The following is a 14,919-nucleotide window of genomic DNA, read 5'->3' as shown; positions in this document are numbered from 1 at the left end:
GGCGGTGTCTCTCAACGGCGCAGCGGGTGCCGGTGCCGTCTAGCCCAGGGCCTGGCGCAGGTCGGCCAGGAGGTCGTCGGCGTCCTCGATGCCGACGGACAGGCGCACGAGGTCCGCGGGGACCTCGAGGGCGCTGCCGGCGGCCGAGGCGTGGGTCATCCGTCCGGGGTGCTCGATGAGGGATTCGACGCCGCCGAGCGATTCGCCGAGCGTGAACACCTCAGTGCGGGCGCAGAGGTCGACGGCCGCCTGCTCGCCGTCCTTGTGGCGGAAGGAGATCATGCCGCCGTAGCGCTTCATCTGCTTGCCCGCCACGTCGTGTCCGGGGTGGGTCGAGAGGCCCGGGTAGCGGACCTCGGCGACCTTGGCGTGCCCGGCGAGGAACTCGGCGAGCACTTCGGCGTTGTCGCAGTGGCGGTCCATGCGAACCCCGAGGGTCTTGATGCCGCGCAGGGTGAGGAAGGCGTCGAAGGGTCCGGCGACGCCGCCCATCGAGTTGTGGTGGAACGCGATGGCGTCCGCGATCGTGTCGTCCTGCACGACGATCGCGCCGCCGACGACGTCGGAGTGGCCGCCGATGTACTTGGTCGTGGAGTGCACGACGAGGTCGGCGCCGAGCGCGAGCGGCTGCTGCAGGTAGGGGCTGGCGAAGGTGTTGTCGACGACGACGAGCGCGCCGGCGCGGTGGGCGAGGTCGGAGAGCTGCTCGATGTCCGCGATGTTCAAGAGCGGGTTGGTGGGCGTCTCGATCCACACCATCTTGGTGCGCGCGTTCATGGCCGCGGCGACGGCGTCCGTGTCGGTGAGCGGCGCGGCGGTGTAGTCGACGCCCCAGCGCTTGGCGACCTTGTCGAAGAGGCGGAACGTGCCGCCGTAGGCGTCGTCGGGGATGACGACGTGGTCGCCGGGGGCGAGGAGGGCCCGCAGGATCGTGTCCTCGGCGGCGAGGCCGGACGCGAACGCGAAGCCGCGGCTGCCGCCTTCGATGGAGGCGAGGCAGGTCTCGAGGGCGGTGCGGGTCGGGTTGCCGGAGCGGGAGTACTCGTAGCCGCCGCGCAGGCCGCCGACGCCGTCCTGCTTGTAGGTCGAGGTGGCGTAGATGGGCGGGACGACCGCGCCGGTGAGCGGGTCGGGCTCCTGCCCGGCGTGGATGGCTCGTGTGGAAAACCCGTGACCCTCATGCATGTCCCTACGCTAACCGACGCGAGTACCACTGCCCATGGATAGGCACGCTATCGTGCAGACAACACTTTCCCACTTCAGTTAAGGGGCGCCTCATGGGCTTCGACGAAGTACACAAGATGGACATCACCGGTGACGGCGTCGACGAGACGGTCGGCGTGCGCCGCAACGAGGACGGCTCGGTCGAGTACCACGTGGACATCGACGGCGACGGCACCGCGGACATGAAGGCCGTGGACGTCGACGGCGACGGCGTGATCGACCACGTGCTGGTCGACCACGACGGCGACGGCAAGTACGACGCGGCCGTGGTGGACGCGGACGGCGACGGCGAGCTCGACGCGGTCGCGGAGAAGTAGGAACCCCCCTCGGCAGGCAGCGGTTCTCTAGCGAGACGCCAGTCAGACTTCGCGCCGCGGGCGCCCCGGCAGGGGCGCCCGCGGCGTCGCTTTATGCTTGGCCGCGTTCGGCTTTGGAGCGTTCGACGCAGAACTCGTTGCCTTCGGGGTCGTGCATGGTGACCCAGCCGGTGCCGTCGGGCTTGCGGTGGTCCTCGAAGATGGTGGCGCCGAGGCCGAGCAGCCGCTCGACCTCCTCGTCGCGGGTGGTGTCGGGGGAGATGTCCAGGTGCAGACGGTTTTTGACCGTTTTGCCTTCCGGGATGTTGATGAAGAGGAGTCCGGGGTGGCCGCCGTCCGGGCCGATGAAGCACTCGGTGTGTTCGGGGGCGTTCGGGTCGTCGGGGTCTTCGACGTATCCGGTGACCTTCGCCCAGAACAGGGACAGTGCATAGCCGTCGCGGCTGTCGAACGTGACCTGGTTGATTGATGAAACCATGCGCATACGCTAACGTGCCGCCGCGAGCGGTGGCGATCGTTATTCACGCGTGACAGACTTGCCGCATGACCACGACGCACCCGATCCTGAAGCATCCCATCGACGGCTCCCCGGGGCCCGACGCCGAGACCGCGTACTTCGGCATGGGCTGCTTCTGGGGCGCCGAGCGCCTCTTCTGGCGCGTCCCCGGTGTGTGGACGACCTCCGTCGGCTACATGGGCGGGAACACCGAGAAGCCCTCCTACGAGGAGGTCTGCACCGGCCTGACCGGCCACGCCGAGGTCGTCAAGGTCGTCTGGGAGCCCGAGGCGGTCGACTACGAGGACCTGCTCAAGGTCTTCTGGGAGAACCACGACCCGACGCAGGGCATGCGGCAGGGCAACGACATCGGCACCCAGTACCGGTCGGTCCTGTTCACGACCACGCCCGAGCAGCGGGCCGCCGCCGAGGCGAGCAAGGCGGTGTTCGAGCCGATCGTGCGCGGCGCCGGCCTCGGCCCGATCACGACCGCGATCGTGCCCGCCGGGCCGTACTGGCTCGCCGAGGACTACCACCAGCAGTACCTGCACCACAATCCGAACGGCTATTGCAACCACGGCCCCAACGGCCTCTCCTGCCCCGTCGGCGTCGTCAAGGCGCAGGTCGAGGTCGAGCCGCCGCGCGCCTGACCCGGCGCGGAAGAAATCGGTCCTGCCGACGCATCCGGCCGCGCCGCGGCTCCGAACATTCAACGACCACCGAGACGAGCACGGGAGCGTGAGGATGTTCGACACCGGCGCCGGGGGCCGGCCCCCGGAGTGAGCCGCGGCTGGCCCCCGTACCGGGCGAGCCGGAGAGCCCTGAGGCGCTGCTGCACCGCACGGCCCTCGGCGAGGACGCGGCCTTCGCGGCCCTCTACGACGTGATGTCCCCGCGCGTCTACGGCCTGTGCCTGCGCGTCCTGCGCGACCCGGCCAGGCCGAGGAGGTCGCCCAGGAGGTCCTGGTCGAGGTGTGGCGCACCGCCACCCGCTTCGACGCGCACCGCGGGTCGGCCGGCGCCATCATCGACACCGTCCTCATGTCGTAATCGCATACGATCTCCGGGGGCCGTCCGCATTGGACGGACCCCAGTGCCGTCTGGAGCCGCCATGCCCGCCACCGCGCTACTGCTGTTCACCGCCGACCTGCGCGTGCACGACAACCCGGCACTCGCCGAGGCCGCCCGCGCCGACACGGTCGTGCCGCTGTACGTGGACGACCCGGGCCGGCGCTCGAACCCGAACCGGCACCGGCTCCTCCTCGACGCCCTCGCGGACCTGCGCGCTTCATTGCGAGACCTCGGCGGCGACCTCGCCGTCCGACGCGGGGACACCGCGGACCGGGTGATGGCCGTCCGCGCCGAGACCGGCGCGGACGCGCTCGTGTGCGCCGCAGACGTCGGGCCGTTCGAGACGCGGCTGCGCGAACGCCTCGCCGCCGCCTGCGAAGCCGAGCGCGTGCCGCTCCTCCTCACCCCCGGGCCGTCGGTCGTCGAGCCCGGCCGCCTCCTGCCCTCGGGCGGCGGCGACCACTACAAGGTCTTCACCCCGTACTGGCGCGCCTGGTCCCAGTCGCGATGGCGCGACGAAGCGCCCGAACCGGAGCGGCTGCGCGTCCCCGCCGACTTCCCGGCGAGCGACGACCTGCCCGAACCCGAAGGGACGGCACCCGGCCTGCCCGCCGGCGGCGAGCGCGCCGCCCTCGCCCGGCTCGACGCGTGGGCGCCCGGCGCGGGGGACTACGCCGAACGCCACGACGACCTGCCCGGCGACCGCACCTCCCGCCTCAGCCCCCACCTCGCCCTGGGCTGCCTCTCCGCCCGCGCCTTCGCGACCGACCCGCGCGTGCCCGAAGCGGCCGTGCGGCAGCTCTGCTGGCGCGACTTCCACCGGCAGGTCCTCGCCGCGTTCCCGCGCCTCGCCGACACGCCGTACCGGCCCGGCTCACGCGACGACTGGGACACCGACCTCACCGCCCTGCACGCCTGGCAGGAGGGCGCCACCGGGATCGGCATCGTCGACGCGGGCATGCGCCAGCTCGTCCACGAAGGATGGATGCACAACCGCGCGCGGCTCATCTGCGCCGGCTACCTCGTGAAGACCCTCGGCCTCGACTGGCGCGACGGCGCGGCCTGGTTCGCCCGCCACCTCGCCGACCTCGACGAGGCGAACAACTGGGGGAACTGGCAGTGGACGGCGGGCACGGGCAACGACACCCGCCCGAACCGCGGGTTCAACCACGCGCGGCAGGCCGAGCGCTTCGACCCGGACGGGGCCTACCGGCGGCGCTGGGGGCCTTCGTGACCCCACTCGGCGCCGACCTCGCGCATCGCCTCTGTGCTCACCTCGAGGAACCGGGCCACGACCTCCCTTTCGGCCGCGTCGAAACCGGTCCACGCCGCCGCGAAGGCCGCCGCGAGCGGCACGAACATGCGCCGCCCTTCCTCAAGGGCCGCTTCGGGAACCTCGAGCGCGACGCGGCGCCGGTCCCCGGCCGGGCGGGTCCGCTCCACATGGCCGAGGGCTTCGAGCCGGTCGATGAGCGAGGTCGTCGCCGAAGGGCTCAGCCCCAGCTCACGGGCGAGCGCGGTGGGCGACAAGGGGTCGCCGCGGCGGGCGGCGTCGAGGATGAGCGCGAGGGCGTTCACATCGGTGCGGTGCAGGCCGTGCCGGGTGCCGAACCGCTCCGCGTACCGGTCGGACTCGACCGTCAGCGTCTGGAGCAGACGGGTGAGGTCGAGATCGGTGAGCGGCCGCTCGTCGTCGCGGGTCATGCGACCCATCATCCCCCATGATCCCGGCCACGCCGCCGTCGAATACTTCGATCATCGAATTATCCTGACGTGGAACCACCCGATACGACGCGAGGAGACCCGCTCATGGCCCCCGACCGACCCGTACCGCGACTGCGCTGGCTCCTGCCCGCGCTCCTGGCCCTCGCCTGGCTCGCCCTCGGCGCCTTCGCCGGCCCCTTCGCCGGGAAGCTCAGCGAGGTCGCCTCGAACGACGGCTCCGCGTTCCTGCCGTCCACCGCCGAATCCACCGAGGTCAACGACCTGCGCGCCGCGTTCGACGACACCGGCGCGACCCCCGCGATCGTCGTCGCCGAGCGCCCCGGCGGCCTCACCGGCGCCGACCAGGCCTACCTCGAGTCGGCCGCCGCCGCGCTCGCGGCCCTCGAGTTCAACGCCGGGCCGCCGATCCCGCCGCAGTTCTCGGCCGAGACCCCGCCCGAGGCCGCCGAGCTCGTCGTCCTCATCGACACCGCCTCCGAGGACGGCGCGGTCGAGGAGATCCGCACGGTCCTCGAGGACGGCCGCCCCGACGGCCTCGACGTGCTCGTCACCGGCCAGGCCGCGCTCGGCGCCGACCTCGGCGAGGCCTTCGCGGGCGTCGACGGCCTGCTCCTGCTCGTGGCCGCCGCCGTCGTCGCGGTCATCCTCGTCCTCGTCTACCGCTCCCCGCTCCTGCCGCTGCTCGTCCTGCTCTCGTGCGGGTTCGCGCTCGCCGCCGCCAGCGCCGCGGTCTACGCCCTCGCCGACGCGGGCGCGATCGACCTCAACGGGCAGAGCCAGGGCATCCTGTTCATCCTCGTGTTCGGCGCGGCCACGGACTACGCGCTGCTGCTCGTGGCGCGGTTCCGCGAGGAGCTCACCGCGGGCTCGGACCGGTTCACCGCCGTCCGCAGGGCCCTGCGTGCCACGATCGAGCCGATCGCCGCCTCGGCGGGGACCGTCATCCTCGGCGTGCTGTGCCTGCTGTTCAGCCAGCTCGAATCGAACCGGGGCCTGGGCCCGGTGGCGGCCATCGGGATCGGTGCGGCGTTCCTGTCGGCGGTGACGTTCCTTCCCGCGGTGCTGGCGCTCTGCGGGCGGGCGGCGTTCTGGCCACGCCGCGTCGCCCCGGGCAAGGGCGCGGGCCGCTCCCGGCTGTGGTCCTCGGTCGCGGGTCTCGTGGCGCGCCGACCGCGCGTGGTGTGGGCGACGACGGCCGCAGGCCTGGTCGTGGCCGCCGCGTTCATGCTGCAGCTCAAGGCGGACGGCACCCGGCAGACCGACGTGTTCCTCACCGAAGTGGACTCCGTCGCCGGACAGGAGGTCCTCGCCGAGCACTTCCCGGCCGGATCGGGCGCTCCCGCGGTGGTCGTCGCGAACGCGGACGCACTGGACGCGGTCCTCGCCGCGACCGAAGTGGACGGCGTCGCCGAGGCGGCCCCGAAGACCGACCCTTCCGGCGCGGTGCTCGAGGCCGACGGGCTGGTGCTGATCGAGGCGGTGCTGATGGACGCGCCCGACAGCGACGCGGCGATGGACACCGTTGAGCGCCTTCGCGACTCGGTGCACGCCGTGGACGGCGCCGACGCGAAGGTCGGCGGCGCGACCGCTATCCAGCTCGACACGCTGGAGACCTCCGAAAGGGACCGTGCGGTGATCATCCCGATCGTCCTCGCGGTCATCCTCGCGGTGCTCATGCTGCTGCTGCGGTCGATCCTGGCGCCGCTGCTGCTCACGGCCACCGTGGTGCTGTCGTTCGGCGCCACGATGGGCGTCTCGGCGCTCGTCTTCAACCACCTCTTCGGCTTCCCGGGGGCCGACCCGACGGTGGTCCTCTTCGGCTTCGTGTTCTTGGTGGCCTTGGGAATCGACTACAACATCTTCCTGATGACGCGGGTGCGCGAGGAGTCGGCGCGGCTCGGCACGCGCGCGGGGACGCTGCGGGGGCTGGTCGCCACGGGCGGGGTCATCACCTCGGCGGGCGTGGTGCTCGCGGCGACGTTCTCGGCGTTGGCGGTCCTGCCGATCCTGTTCCTGGCGCAGATCGCGTTCGTGGTCGCCTTCGGGGTCCTGCTCGACACGGTGATCGTCCGCTCGCTGCTCGTGCCGGCGCTCACCTTCGACGTCGGCCGGGCCGTCTGGTGGCCGTCGCGGCTCGCCCGGAGTAAGGCCCTCACCCCGCTGAGGCCCCCGGAGTAAGGGCCTCAGCCCCTTACGGGCCCGGAACTGAGGCCCGTAAGGGCGGGGACTGCGTGGAAGCCTGATGCCCCCTGGCGGGCCTCAGCCGGAGCATTGGTGTCAGGCCGGAAAAGCCGGCCTACGACACCAAAGGAAGTTCACATGAACGACTTCGAGCTCAACTACCTCCACTACGCGCGATCCGAGGAGCTCATCAAGCAGGCCGAGCACGAACGCCAGGCCCGCGAGCTCGTGAGGGCCGCCAAGGCGACCCGCCGCGCGGGTGCGAACGTGCGCCACGAGGGGCTCGCCGCCCGCGTCGCCAAGGCCTTCGGCCGCGGCGAGCGGGCCGGCGAATCCGCCGGAGGACACGGGTCCGCCCGCGTCCAGCCGGCGAAATGACAGGCGCGGAACGTCTTAGGCCCGTGTCATGATTGCTGACATGCCGCGCCTGGGTTCCGACCTCCCCCTGTTCGCCCGCGACGCCGAACTCGCCTCGCTCCGCGAGACGCTCGACGCCGCCCGCGCCGGGCGCCCCGCGACGGTCCTCGTCTCCGGAGACGCAGGGGTCGGGAAGACCCGGCTCCTGCACGAATTCAACGACAGCGCCGGTGACGGTGTCCTCACCGTCACCGGCCACTGCCTCGACACCGCCGACTCCGCCCTTCCCTACCTCCCCTTCGCCGAGATCGTCGGCACCCTCGCCCGCGACAACCCCGACCTCGCCGCGGACCACCCCGGACTCAGCCCCCTCCTCCCGGGCCACCCCACCCCCGCCGAAGGCGACCTCGGCCGCCTGGGCCTCTTCGAGGCCTTCCACGCCGCCCTCGCCGACCTCTCCGCCGAGCGGCCCCTCGTCCTCACCCTCGAAGACCTCCACTGGGCCGACCGCTCCAGCCGGGACCTCCTCGCCTTCCTCACCTCGCGCCTCACCGGCCAGCGCGTGCTCATCCTCGGCACCTACCGGGCCGACGCCGTGCACCGCGCCCACCCGCTCCGGCCCCTCCTCGCCGAGCTCGTGCGCCTCCCCGCCGTGCAGCGCCTCCACCTCGACCCGTTCGACGCCCAGCACGCCGCCGACTTCGTGCGCGAGCTCAACACCGGGCTCGACGAGGAGACCGTCTCCAAGATCGCCGCCGCCTCCGAGGGCAACGCGTTCCTCGCCGAAGAGCTGGCCGCCGCCGAGACCCACACCGTCACGTTCGAGCTCGCCGAGGTCCTGCTCGCCCGGCTCGAGCGCCTCCCCGAATCGGCCAAGCAGGTCGTGCAGCTCGCCTCCGTCATGGGCCGGCGCTTCACCTACCAGCGGCTCAACGCCGCCGCCTGGTCGATGCTCGACGAGAACGGCCTGCGGCACGAGCGCGAGCTCGACCAGGCCCTGCGCGCCGCGATCTCGCACGGCATCATCGTGCAGAAGAGCGCGGACACGTACGCGTTCCGCCACGCCCTCCTCGGCGAGGCGGTCTACACCGATCTCCTTCCGGGCGAACGCATCCGGTACCACCAGAAGATCGCCGAGTCGCTTGCGGACGACCACGGGAAGGGCGCCGAAGCCGAGCTCGCGCATCACGCCCACGAGTCGGGCGACCTCTCCTGCGCCCTGTCCGCGTCGGTGCGCGCGGCCGATGAAGCCGTCGAGCTGGCCGCCCCGGCCGAGGCCCTGCTGCACCTCGAGCGGGCCCTGACCCTGTTCGGACAGGTCCCGGCCGAGCAGCGGCCCGAAGGCCTCACCGAACTGCGCCTGACCGTGCGGGCCGCCTCGAACGCCGAGGCCTCCGGCGAGATCAAGCGCGCCCAGTCGTACTCGGCCGCCGCAGTGCGCCTCGCGGACGCCTCGGGCGACCGCCTCGAGGGCGCTTACACGCGCCGCAAGTACGCCAAGCACCTGCTCTCGATCGAGGGCGGCGAGCAGGAGGCCCACCGGGTCGCCTGGGAGGCCTGGCAACTGGTCAAGGACGACGAGCCGCACACCGTCAAGGCCTGGGCCCAGGCCGTGGTCGCGCGCACCGTCTACCACGCCCGCAAGTACGACGAGGCCGCCGAGTGGTGCGCCCGCGCGATCGCGACCGCCGATGCGGTCACCGCGGCGGGCACGGCCGACGAGCACGACGGGCACCTCGCGGCGAAGGCCGACGCGCTCCTGACCCTCAGCATCGGCGCGTTCCGCCACGGCGAGCAGACCCTCGCCGAGACCGTGGCCCGCAACGACGAGGCCCGCGCGCTCGTGCTCGGCAAGGGCTGGCACGAGGTCGAACTGCGCGCGCACTTCAACAACGGCCTGGTCATGGTCGAGGCCGCCCGCATCGCCGAGGCTCTCACCCACTTCAACCGCGGCATGGACCTGGCCCGCAGCACCGGCGACAAGTGGAGCGGCTACGGCCTCGAGATCGCGGTGCGCCAGGTCATCTCCAACTACATGATCGGCCGCTGGGACGAGGTCGACGTGAACGGCGAGATGGCCTCCAGCGTGCTGCCCGGCGTGGTGCTCACCCGCCTGGCCGCCGCCGTGCTCCTCGTCGACGTCGCGCGCGGCCGCTTCGAGGCCGCCGACCGCCGCCTCGAATACCTCGCGGACCGCTGGCAGCTCGACGGCCAGGTCCTCGCCCTCGCCTCGGTGTGCGGCGCCGAACTCGACCGCTGGCGCGGCCGCCCGGAGGCGGCGCTGCGCCGCGCCGAGCGCGCCACCGAGCGGATGACCCGCATGCGCGGCTACTACCTCGCGGGCGTCTCGGTCTGCGCCGCCGGGGTCGGCGCCGCCGCCGACCTCGCGCAGCGCCACCGCCGCGAGGGCGACGCCGCCGCCGCGAAGACCGCCGTCTCGGCGGGGGAGCGCCTGGCCGAGCGGGCCCGGTTCTTCAACGAGCACGGCCGCCCCCTGTCCGGCAAGCTCGGCCCGGAGGGCCTGGCGTGGATCGCGCAGCTCGACGCCGAGGAGTCCCGCCTCTACGGCGACGGCGACCCGGACCTGTGGCGCGCGGCCGCCGCGACCTTCGACTACCGCCACGCCGTGACCGGTGGTGCCGAAGCGCCGCAGGCGGACAGCGGCGCGATCGAGCTCGACGAGCATGAGCGCCTGGAGCTGGCCCTGCGCGACCCGTTCGCCTCGGAGGCCTTGGCGCTGATCGAAGCCGACCGGTCCGCGGACGCGGTGCCGTTCGACGGGACCTGGGCGGAGCCGTACCGGCAGGCGTACGCCCGCTGGCGCCTCGCGGAGGCCCTGCTCTCGGAGAGCGGCGCGGAGTCCCGCACCGAGGCCGCCGCAGTGTTGGCCGAGGCGAAGACGACCGCGATCCGGCTCGGGGCGGTGCCGCTCGTGAAGGAGCTGTGCGCGCTCGCGGAACGGGCCCGGCTCGACGTCGTCGCCCCGACCTCGACGCCGCTCACGCCGCGGGAGCTGGCGGTCCTGCGCCAGGTCGCGCGCGGCCTCACGAACAAGCAGATCGGCGCCGAGCTGTACATCTCGGAGAAGACCGTGAGCGTCCACCTCTCACGCGCCATGGCGAAGCTTGAGGTCGCCGGCCGCGCGGCAGCGGTGAACGCGGCCCACCTGCGCGGCTACCTCACCGAGGACTGACGGCGCGATGTCTGCGGCCCGCACGAACACGGGCCGTAGTCCAGCGACCCGCGAACGCCGCCCGCCTGCGCGGGTTCCGCGCCGAAGACCGACGCCGCGAGACCGACGACCACGCAATCGGGTCGCACCCCTGAACGGCCGAGTCGCTGCGAAGGCGCCCATGCGCGGGCGCCGCGCCGAGGGCCGGCGGCGGCGCGAGGTCGCCGACCCCGCCTGCGGATCGCGGCTCGAGACCGCTCAGCCGCCACCGCTTCCACTCGGAGTCCCGCCGACTCGCCGTGAATCGTGCCCTGCTTTCCGGCTTGCCCGACCTGCCCGCCCACCTCCGCATCCTGCGTCGCACCGCTACTGGAGGTTGACGCCGCCCGGTGGCGTAGTCCCGGAGTGGTACGCGGATTGCCTTCCCCGGCCCGATGTCATCGGGTGGCCGCCGCACGAACATTGCAGCCATGAAGCGGCGTAAAGCACTGAAGTGGACCCTCATCGGCGTCGGGGGCGGAGTCGGGGCGGTGGCCCTCGGCGGCGCCGGCACCCTCGGCTACTTCTGGAACAAGTCGAAGCTCGAGACCGTCGGCGAGATCGACTTCGACACCCCTCTGGCCGTCCCCCCGCTGGCCGAGCCGACCGAGGACCCCTCGGGCGCGCGGGTCTTCAACCTCGAGATCCAGTCCGGCACGGTCGCCTTCAAGGACGGCCGCGAGACCGAGACCTGGGGCGTCAACGGCCCCTTCCTCGGCCCGACCATCCGCGCCAAGCGCGGCGAGGAGGTCGCCTTCGCGGTCCACAACGGCCTCGACGAGGGCACCTCGATCCACTGGCACGGCATGCACCTCCCCTCGGTCATGGACGGCGGCCCCCACCAGGAGGTCGAACCCGACGGCGTCTGGACTCCCCAGTGGACGGTGAACCAGCCCGCCGCGACCCTCTGGTACCACCCGCACCCCCACGGCCGCACCGGCCACCACGTCTACCGGGGCCTCGCCGGGATGTTCATCGTCGACGACGACGAGTCCGCGGGCCTGAACCTGCCCTCCGACTACGGCGTGGACGACGTCCCGATGATCATCCAGGACCGCAAGTTCAACGGCGACAACCAGTTCGACGACAACGCCTCGTTCATGAGCATGCAGGGCATCCTCGGCGACGAGATCATGGTCAACGGCACCCTCGGCCCCTACTTCGACGTCAGCACCCGCCTGGTGCGCCTGCGCCTGCTCAACGGCTCCGTCTCGCGCCTGTACAACTTCGGGTTCAGCGACGACCGGCCGTTCTCCCTCATCGCCACCGACGGCGGCCTGCTCCCGCAGGCCTGGGAGACCGACCGCCTCCAGCTCTCACCGGGCGAGCGCGCCGAGATCGTGGTCGCCTTCGAGCCCGGCGAGTCGGTCGTCCTGCGCTCCAACCCCGCCGACGAGGGCTACGAGGGCCCGCTCGCGCGCTTCAACGGCGGCGACGACCTGCTCGACATCTGCGAGTTCCGCGCCGCCGACACCCTCGCCGACACCACCGAGATCCCCGAGACCATGGGCGCCGCACCGGATCTCGCCGACGCCGAGGTCGCCGAAGAGCGCTCGTTCTCCCTCTCGGGCTTCAACCAGATCAACGGCGAGTCCATGGACCCCATGCGCATCGACTTCGGCGTCCGCGAAGGGACCGTGGAGGTCTGGGAGGTCGAGAACGCGGACGGCTTCATGCACAACTTCCACGTGCACGACGTCCAGTACCAGGTCCTCACCGTGGACGGCCAGGAGCCGCCGCCGCGCCTGCGCGGTTGGAAGGACACCGTGCAGCTGGTCCCGCAGACCAAGTACCGGCTCGCGATGCGGTTCGCCGACTACACCGACCCGAACCTGCCGTACATGTTCCACTGCCACATCCTCGTCCACGAGGACTCGGGGATGATGGGCCAGTTCGTGGTCCTCGGCGAGGGCGAGGAGATCGGCGCGGTCCCGCCCAGCGCCTCCGCGGCCTCCCACGGCGGGCACTGAGCCCTCCCCGGGCCGCCAGGGCCCGGGGACCAGAGCGGCGCAGGGGTCCCGCCCGTAGGCACCACGAACGGGATCCCCTGCGCCGCAACAGCAGCTAGAGCACGTAGGTGCCGATGAGGTTGGCGAGCATCCGGATGTCCGACTTGCCCTTGAACTCGAACCGGACCTTGCCGAGCCCGGAGAACCACAGGTCGAGCTCGGCGTCGAGGTCGAAGTGCCCGGCCGTCTCGACCGAGAACGCCTGGACCTTGCTGTAGGGCAGGGACGTGTAGTCGCGCTTCTTGCCGGTGATGCCCTGCGCGTTGACCGCGATCGCCCGCTTGTCGGTGAAGACCACGAAGTCGCGGATGCCCTTGTAGGCGGACACGAGGCGTTCGCCCTGCACGAGCAGGGGCTGCAGTTCGGTGGCGACGCTGCCGGGGTCGATCTGCTGGAGTTTGAAGAGGGATCCGTTCGAGAAGTCGATCATGCACTCATCGTAGTGACGCGAGCGCTCTTCACGGGTCCTCCGACCGGGCCGGTCTTCGGCGGGGGTGCCGCGCCGCGGCGCCCCCGGTCCGAGCGTTTCACGATCCGTTGTGCCGGAGACGGTTCGCGTCTAGAGGGTGGCGTTGGCGATGTGCTTGGCGATGGCCGGGAGGTCGACGTTCTCCTTGAACTCGAACCGGACCTTGCCGAGGCCGGAGAACCACATGTCGAGCTCGCCGTCGTTGTCCATGAGGCCGTCGGTCTCGATCGAGTAGGCCTGGATCCTGTTGTAGGGCAGGGAGGCGTAGTCCTTCTTGCGGCCGGTCAGGCCCTGGACGTTCACGGCGATGACCCGCTTGTTGGTGAAGGCCACGAAGTCGCGCACGCCTTCGAAGGTCAGCGCGACCTCTTCGCCGTCGGCGAGGAGCGGGGCGACCTCGTCGCGGAACCCGGGGTCGTCGGTGAGTTTGAGCTTGAAAAGCGAACCGTTCTCGAAATCGATCATGCGGGCAGGATATCGGTACGTCCCCACCGCCGCGGGCCGCCTAATACTGTTCGGCCGCAAGCGCAGTGGCCTGGGCGATCACCACTTTGAGCGGACGCCCCAATGCGGCGGCCGCGGCGGCCGCGTCCTCGTACTCGACCGAGGCGTTCACGACCTCGCCGCGCTCGAGCGCGATCTTCACCCCGATCTCATGACCGTCCACATTGACATGGGTGTACTGCCGCTCCAGCGCATACTTCTCGATCTCGTAGGAGCGCATGCCGATCGTGGTGGTGTGCCGGACCAGTGCCGACCGCACCGCGTCGATCATCTCGGGGCGGCACAGCACGTGGACGGTGTGCGCCGGGCGGCCCTTCTTCATCAGGATCGGCGTCAACCAGGCATCCGAGGCCCCGGCGGCCAGCAGCGCGGCCAGCGCGGCGGGCCACAGCCGCGGATCAAGGTCGTCCACATTGGTCTCGATGACGACGGGCTTCGCGCCGGGAGCGGCGGCCTGCGCCGCAGAACCTGAAACAGGATTCCCCTGCGCCGCAGGGGCTCCATGATCGTGGGTCGAGTGCTCGGGCGCTGCAGTCCCGTGGCCCGCGTGCTCGTGCGCATGACCGGCACCATGTTCATGGTGCTCATGCCCGTCGTGATGCACATGCGCCGCACCGGTTCTGCGAGCCGGTACCACCTCGCGGCCGATCACCAACCGCAGCAGGTTCGCCCGCTCCTGCGGGTCGCGGCCGCCCGCGCCGACGCCGATCTGCTCGACCACCAGCTCCGGCATCGACCCGAAACCCGAGGCCGCAGCCGCGATGATCGCCGCGCCTGTCGGCGTGCACGCCTCGTACGGCACGGCCCCGACCACCGGCGCGCCCGCGTCGGCCAGCACCCGCAGCACCGCCGGAGCTGGCAGCGGGATTGACCCGTGCGAACCCCGCGTCGTGCCGCCGCCCACGGTCACCGTCGAAACGGTCAACCGCTCGATGCCCAGGGCCGCCAAGCCCGCCGCCGCGCCCACGATGTCCGCGATCGAATCGAGCGCGCCCACCTCGTGGAAGTGCACGTCCTCCACGTCGATGCCGTGCGCCGCGGCCTCCGCCGCCGCCAGTCGCGCGAACGCGTCCAGGGCCGACCGCCGAACGGCCGCATCGAGTTCCGCTCCTTCGAGCATCGCCCGGATCGACCGCCAGCGCCGGTCCGTCGCCACCTCAGGGGCCTCGACGTCGACCTTCGTCCCCACCAGCCCGTGCCGCGTCACCTTCTTGGCGCGCAAGCGGATCGGCTCGGTCCCGAGCGCGTCCACGGCCGCCTGCATCACCGCGAGGTCCACCCCGGCGTCGGCCAAAGCCCCCAAGAACATGTCGCCGCTCGCGCCCGCCGAGCAGTCCAACCATGCGATAACCATG

At 71.8% G+C, this 14,919-nt stretch carries 14 protein-coding genes; 8 read left to right on the top strand and 6 right to left on the bottom strand.

What is annotated here, in order from left to right; genetic code table 11:
- Window positions 1-39: 39 nt before the first annotated feature.
- Entirely contained in the window at window positions 40-1,185 is a 1,146-nt protein-coding gene (locus O2L01_RS15600) for a cystathionine gamma-synthase (protein ID WP_270122889.1), read from the bottom strand.
- A 92-nt stretch (window positions 1,186-1,277) separates the two neighbouring features.
- Between O2L01_RS15600 and O2L01_RS15595 the strand changes: the two genes are divergently transcribed.
- Entirely contained in the window at window positions 1,278-1,541 is a 264-nt protein-coding gene (locus O2L01_RS15595; RefSeq protein WP_270122888.1) for a hypothetical protein, read from the top strand.
- Window positions 1,542-1,632: 91 nt separating this feature from the next.
- Here O2L01_RS15595 and O2L01_RS15590 read toward each other — a convergent pair whose 3' ends face one another.
- Window positions 1,633-2,019, bottom strand: a complete 387-nt coding sequence (locus tag O2L01_RS15590) for a VOC family protein (RefSeq protein ID WP_270122887.1) — start codon at window positions 2,017-2,019, stop codon at window positions 1,633-1,635.
- Window positions 2,020-2,084: 65 nt separating this feature from the next.
- Here O2L01_RS15590 and msrA point away from each other — a divergent pair, with 65 nt between their 5' ends.
- The 3 genes from msrA to O2L01_RS15575 all read left to right on the top strand — a co-directional run bounded on the left by msrA (window position 2,085) and on the right by O2L01_RS15575 (window position 4,342).
- Entirely contained in the window at window positions 2,085-2,687 is a 603-nt protein-coding gene (gene msrA, locus O2L01_RS15585) for a peptide-methionine (S)-S-oxide reductase MsrA (protein WP_270122886.1), read from the top strand.
- 259 nt (window positions 2,688-2,946) lie between these two features.
- Entirely contained in the window at window positions 2,947-3,087 is a 141-nt protein-coding gene (locus O2L01_RS15580) for a sigma factor (protein WP_270122885.1), read from the top strand.
- Window positions 3,088-3,148: 61 nt separating this feature from the next.
- Window positions 3,149-4,342, top strand: a complete 1,194-nt coding sequence (locus O2L01_RS15575; RefSeq protein WP_270122883.1) for a cryptochrome/photolyase family protein — start codon at window positions 3,149-3,151, stop codon at window positions 4,340-4,342.
- Here O2L01_RS15575 and O2L01_RS15570 read toward each other — a convergent pair.
- The gene (locus tag O2L01_RS15570) at window positions 4,315-4,812 is read right to left on the bottom strand and encodes a MarR family winged helix-turn-helix transcriptional regulator (protein ID WP_270122882.1); all 498 of its coding nucleotides are present in this window, start codon (window positions 4,810-4,812) and stop codon (window positions 4,315-4,317) included. The two genes, O2L01_RS15575 and O2L01_RS15570, sit on opposite strands and share 28 nt — an antisense overlap.
- 105 nt (window positions 4,813-4,917) lie before the next feature.
- On the opposite strand from O2L01_RS15570, the gene O2L01_RS15565 reads away from it, so the two are divergent.
- The 4 genes from O2L01_RS15565 to O2L01_RS15550 all read left to right on the top strand — a co-directional run bounded on the left by O2L01_RS15565 (window position 4,918) and on the right by O2L01_RS15550 (window position 12,552).
- A complete protein-coding gene (locus tag O2L01_RS15565; protein WP_270122881.1) occupies window positions 4,918-7,011 on the top strand; it encodes an MMPL family transporter in 2,094 nt (697 codons plus the stop codon).
- A gap of 141 nt (window positions 7,012-7,152) precedes the next feature.
- Window positions 7,153-7,392 carry a hypothetical protein gene (locus O2L01_RS15560; protein WP_270122880.1) on the top strand — a complete coding sequence of 80 codons (240 nt, stop codon included), beginning with the start codon at window positions 7,153-7,155 and terminating at the stop codon, window positions 7,390-7,392.
- A 40-nt stretch (window positions 7,393-7,432) separates the two neighbouring features.
- Window positions 7,433-10,564 (top strand): helix-turn-helix transcriptional regulator, encoded by a 3,132-nt coding sequence (locus O2L01_RS15555; RefSeq protein ID WP_270122879.1) that lies wholly within the window; start codon window positions 7,433-7,435, stop codon window positions 10,562-10,564.
- A 449-nt stretch (window positions 10,565-11,013) separates the two neighbouring features.
- A complete protein-coding gene (locus tag O2L01_RS15550) occupies window positions 11,014-12,552 on the top strand; it encodes a multicopper oxidase family protein (protein WP_270122878.1) in 1,539 nt (512 codons plus the stop codon).
- 94 nt (window positions 12,553-12,646) lie between these two features.
- Here O2L01_RS15550 and O2L01_RS15545 read toward each other — a convergent pair whose 3' ends face one another.
- The 3 genes from O2L01_RS15545 to larC all read right to left on the bottom strand — a co-directional run bounded on the left by O2L01_RS15545 (window position 12,647) and on the right by larC (window position 14,918).
- Window positions 12,647-13,021 (bottom strand): PH domain-containing protein, encoded by a 375-nt coding sequence (locus O2L01_RS15545; protein WP_270122877.1) that lies wholly within the window; start codon window positions 13,019-13,021, stop codon window positions 12,647-12,649.
- A gap of 129 nt (window positions 13,022-13,150) precedes the next feature.
- Window positions 13,151-13,525 carry a PH domain-containing protein gene (locus O2L01_RS15540; RefSeq protein WP_270122876.1) on the bottom strand — a complete coding sequence of 125 codons (375 nt, stop codon included), beginning with the start codon at window positions 13,523-13,525 and terminating at the stop codon, window positions 13,151-13,153.
- Window positions 13,526-13,565: 40 nt separating this feature from the next.
- A complete protein-coding gene (gene larC, locus O2L01_RS15535) occupies window positions 13,566-14,918 on the bottom strand; it encodes a nickel pincer cofactor biosynthesis protein LarC (RefSeq protein WP_270122875.1) in 1,353 nt (450 codons plus the stop codon).
- Window position 14,919: the final 1 nt, after the last annotated feature.

This window comes from Glycomyces lechevalierae (assembly GCF_027622945.1).
In the GTDB taxonomy this organism is placed as follows: Bacteria; Actinomycetota; Actinomycetes; order Mycobacteriales; family Micromonosporaceae; genus Glycomyces; species Glycomyces rutgersensis.
This window is presented reverse-complemented; position numbering and strand designations above follow the sequence as displayed.

What these genes read in the sequence shown, in the direction of transcription:
- O2L01_RS15600 (WP_270122889.1), bottom strand. Translation starts at nt 1,185, where the DNA reads ATGCATGAGGGTCACGGGTTTTCCACACGAGCCATCCACGCCGGGCAG.
- O2L01_RS15595 (WP_270122888.1), top strand. Translation starts at nt 1,278, where the DNA reads ATGGGCTTCGACGAAGTACACAAGATGGACATCACCGGTGACGGCGTC.
- O2L01_RS15590 (WP_270122887.1), bottom strand. Translation starts at nt 2,019, where the DNA reads ATGGTTTCATCAATCAACCAGGTCACGTTCGACAGCCGCGACGGCTAT.
- msrA (WP_270122886.1), top strand. Translation starts at nt 2,085, where the DNA reads ATGACCACGACGCACCCGATCCTGAAGCATCCCATCGACGGCTCCCCG.
- O2L01_RS15575 (WP_270122883.1), top strand. Translation starts at nt 3,149, where the DNA reads ATGCCCGCCACCGCGCTACTGCTGTTCACCGCCGACCTGCGCGTGCAC.
- O2L01_RS15570 (WP_270122882.1), bottom strand. Translation starts at nt 4,812, where the DNA reads ATGACCCGCGACGACGAGCGGCCGCTCACCGATCTCGACCTCACCCGT.
- O2L01_RS15565 (WP_270122881.1), top strand. Translation starts at nt 4,918, where the DNA reads ATGGCCCCCGACCGACCCGTACCGCGACTGCGCTGGCTCCTGCCCGCG.
- O2L01_RS15560 (WP_270122880.1), top strand. Translation starts at nt 7,153, where the DNA reads ATGAACGACTTCGAGCTCAACTACCTCCACTACGCGCGATCCGAGGAG.
- O2L01_RS15555 (WP_270122879.1), top strand. Translation starts at nt 7,433, where the DNA reads ATGCCGCGCCTGGGTTCCGACCTCCCCCTGTTCGCCCGCGACGCCGAA.
- O2L01_RS15550 (WP_270122878.1), top strand. Translation starts at nt 11,014, where the DNA reads ATGAAGCGGCGTAAAGCACTGAAGTGGACCCTCATCGGCGTCGGGGGC.
- O2L01_RS15545 (WP_270122877.1), bottom strand. Translation starts at nt 13,021, where the DNA reads ATGATCGACTTCTCGAACGGATCCCTCTTCAAACTCCAGCAGATCGAC.
- O2L01_RS15540 (WP_270122876.1), bottom strand. Translation starts at nt 13,525, where the DNA reads ATGATCGATTTCGAGAACGGTTCGCTTTTCAAGCTCAAACTCACCGAC.
- larC (WP_270122875.1), bottom strand. Translation starts at nt 14,918, where the DNA reads ATGGTTATCGCATGGTTGGACTGCTCGGCGGGCGCGAGCGGCGACATG.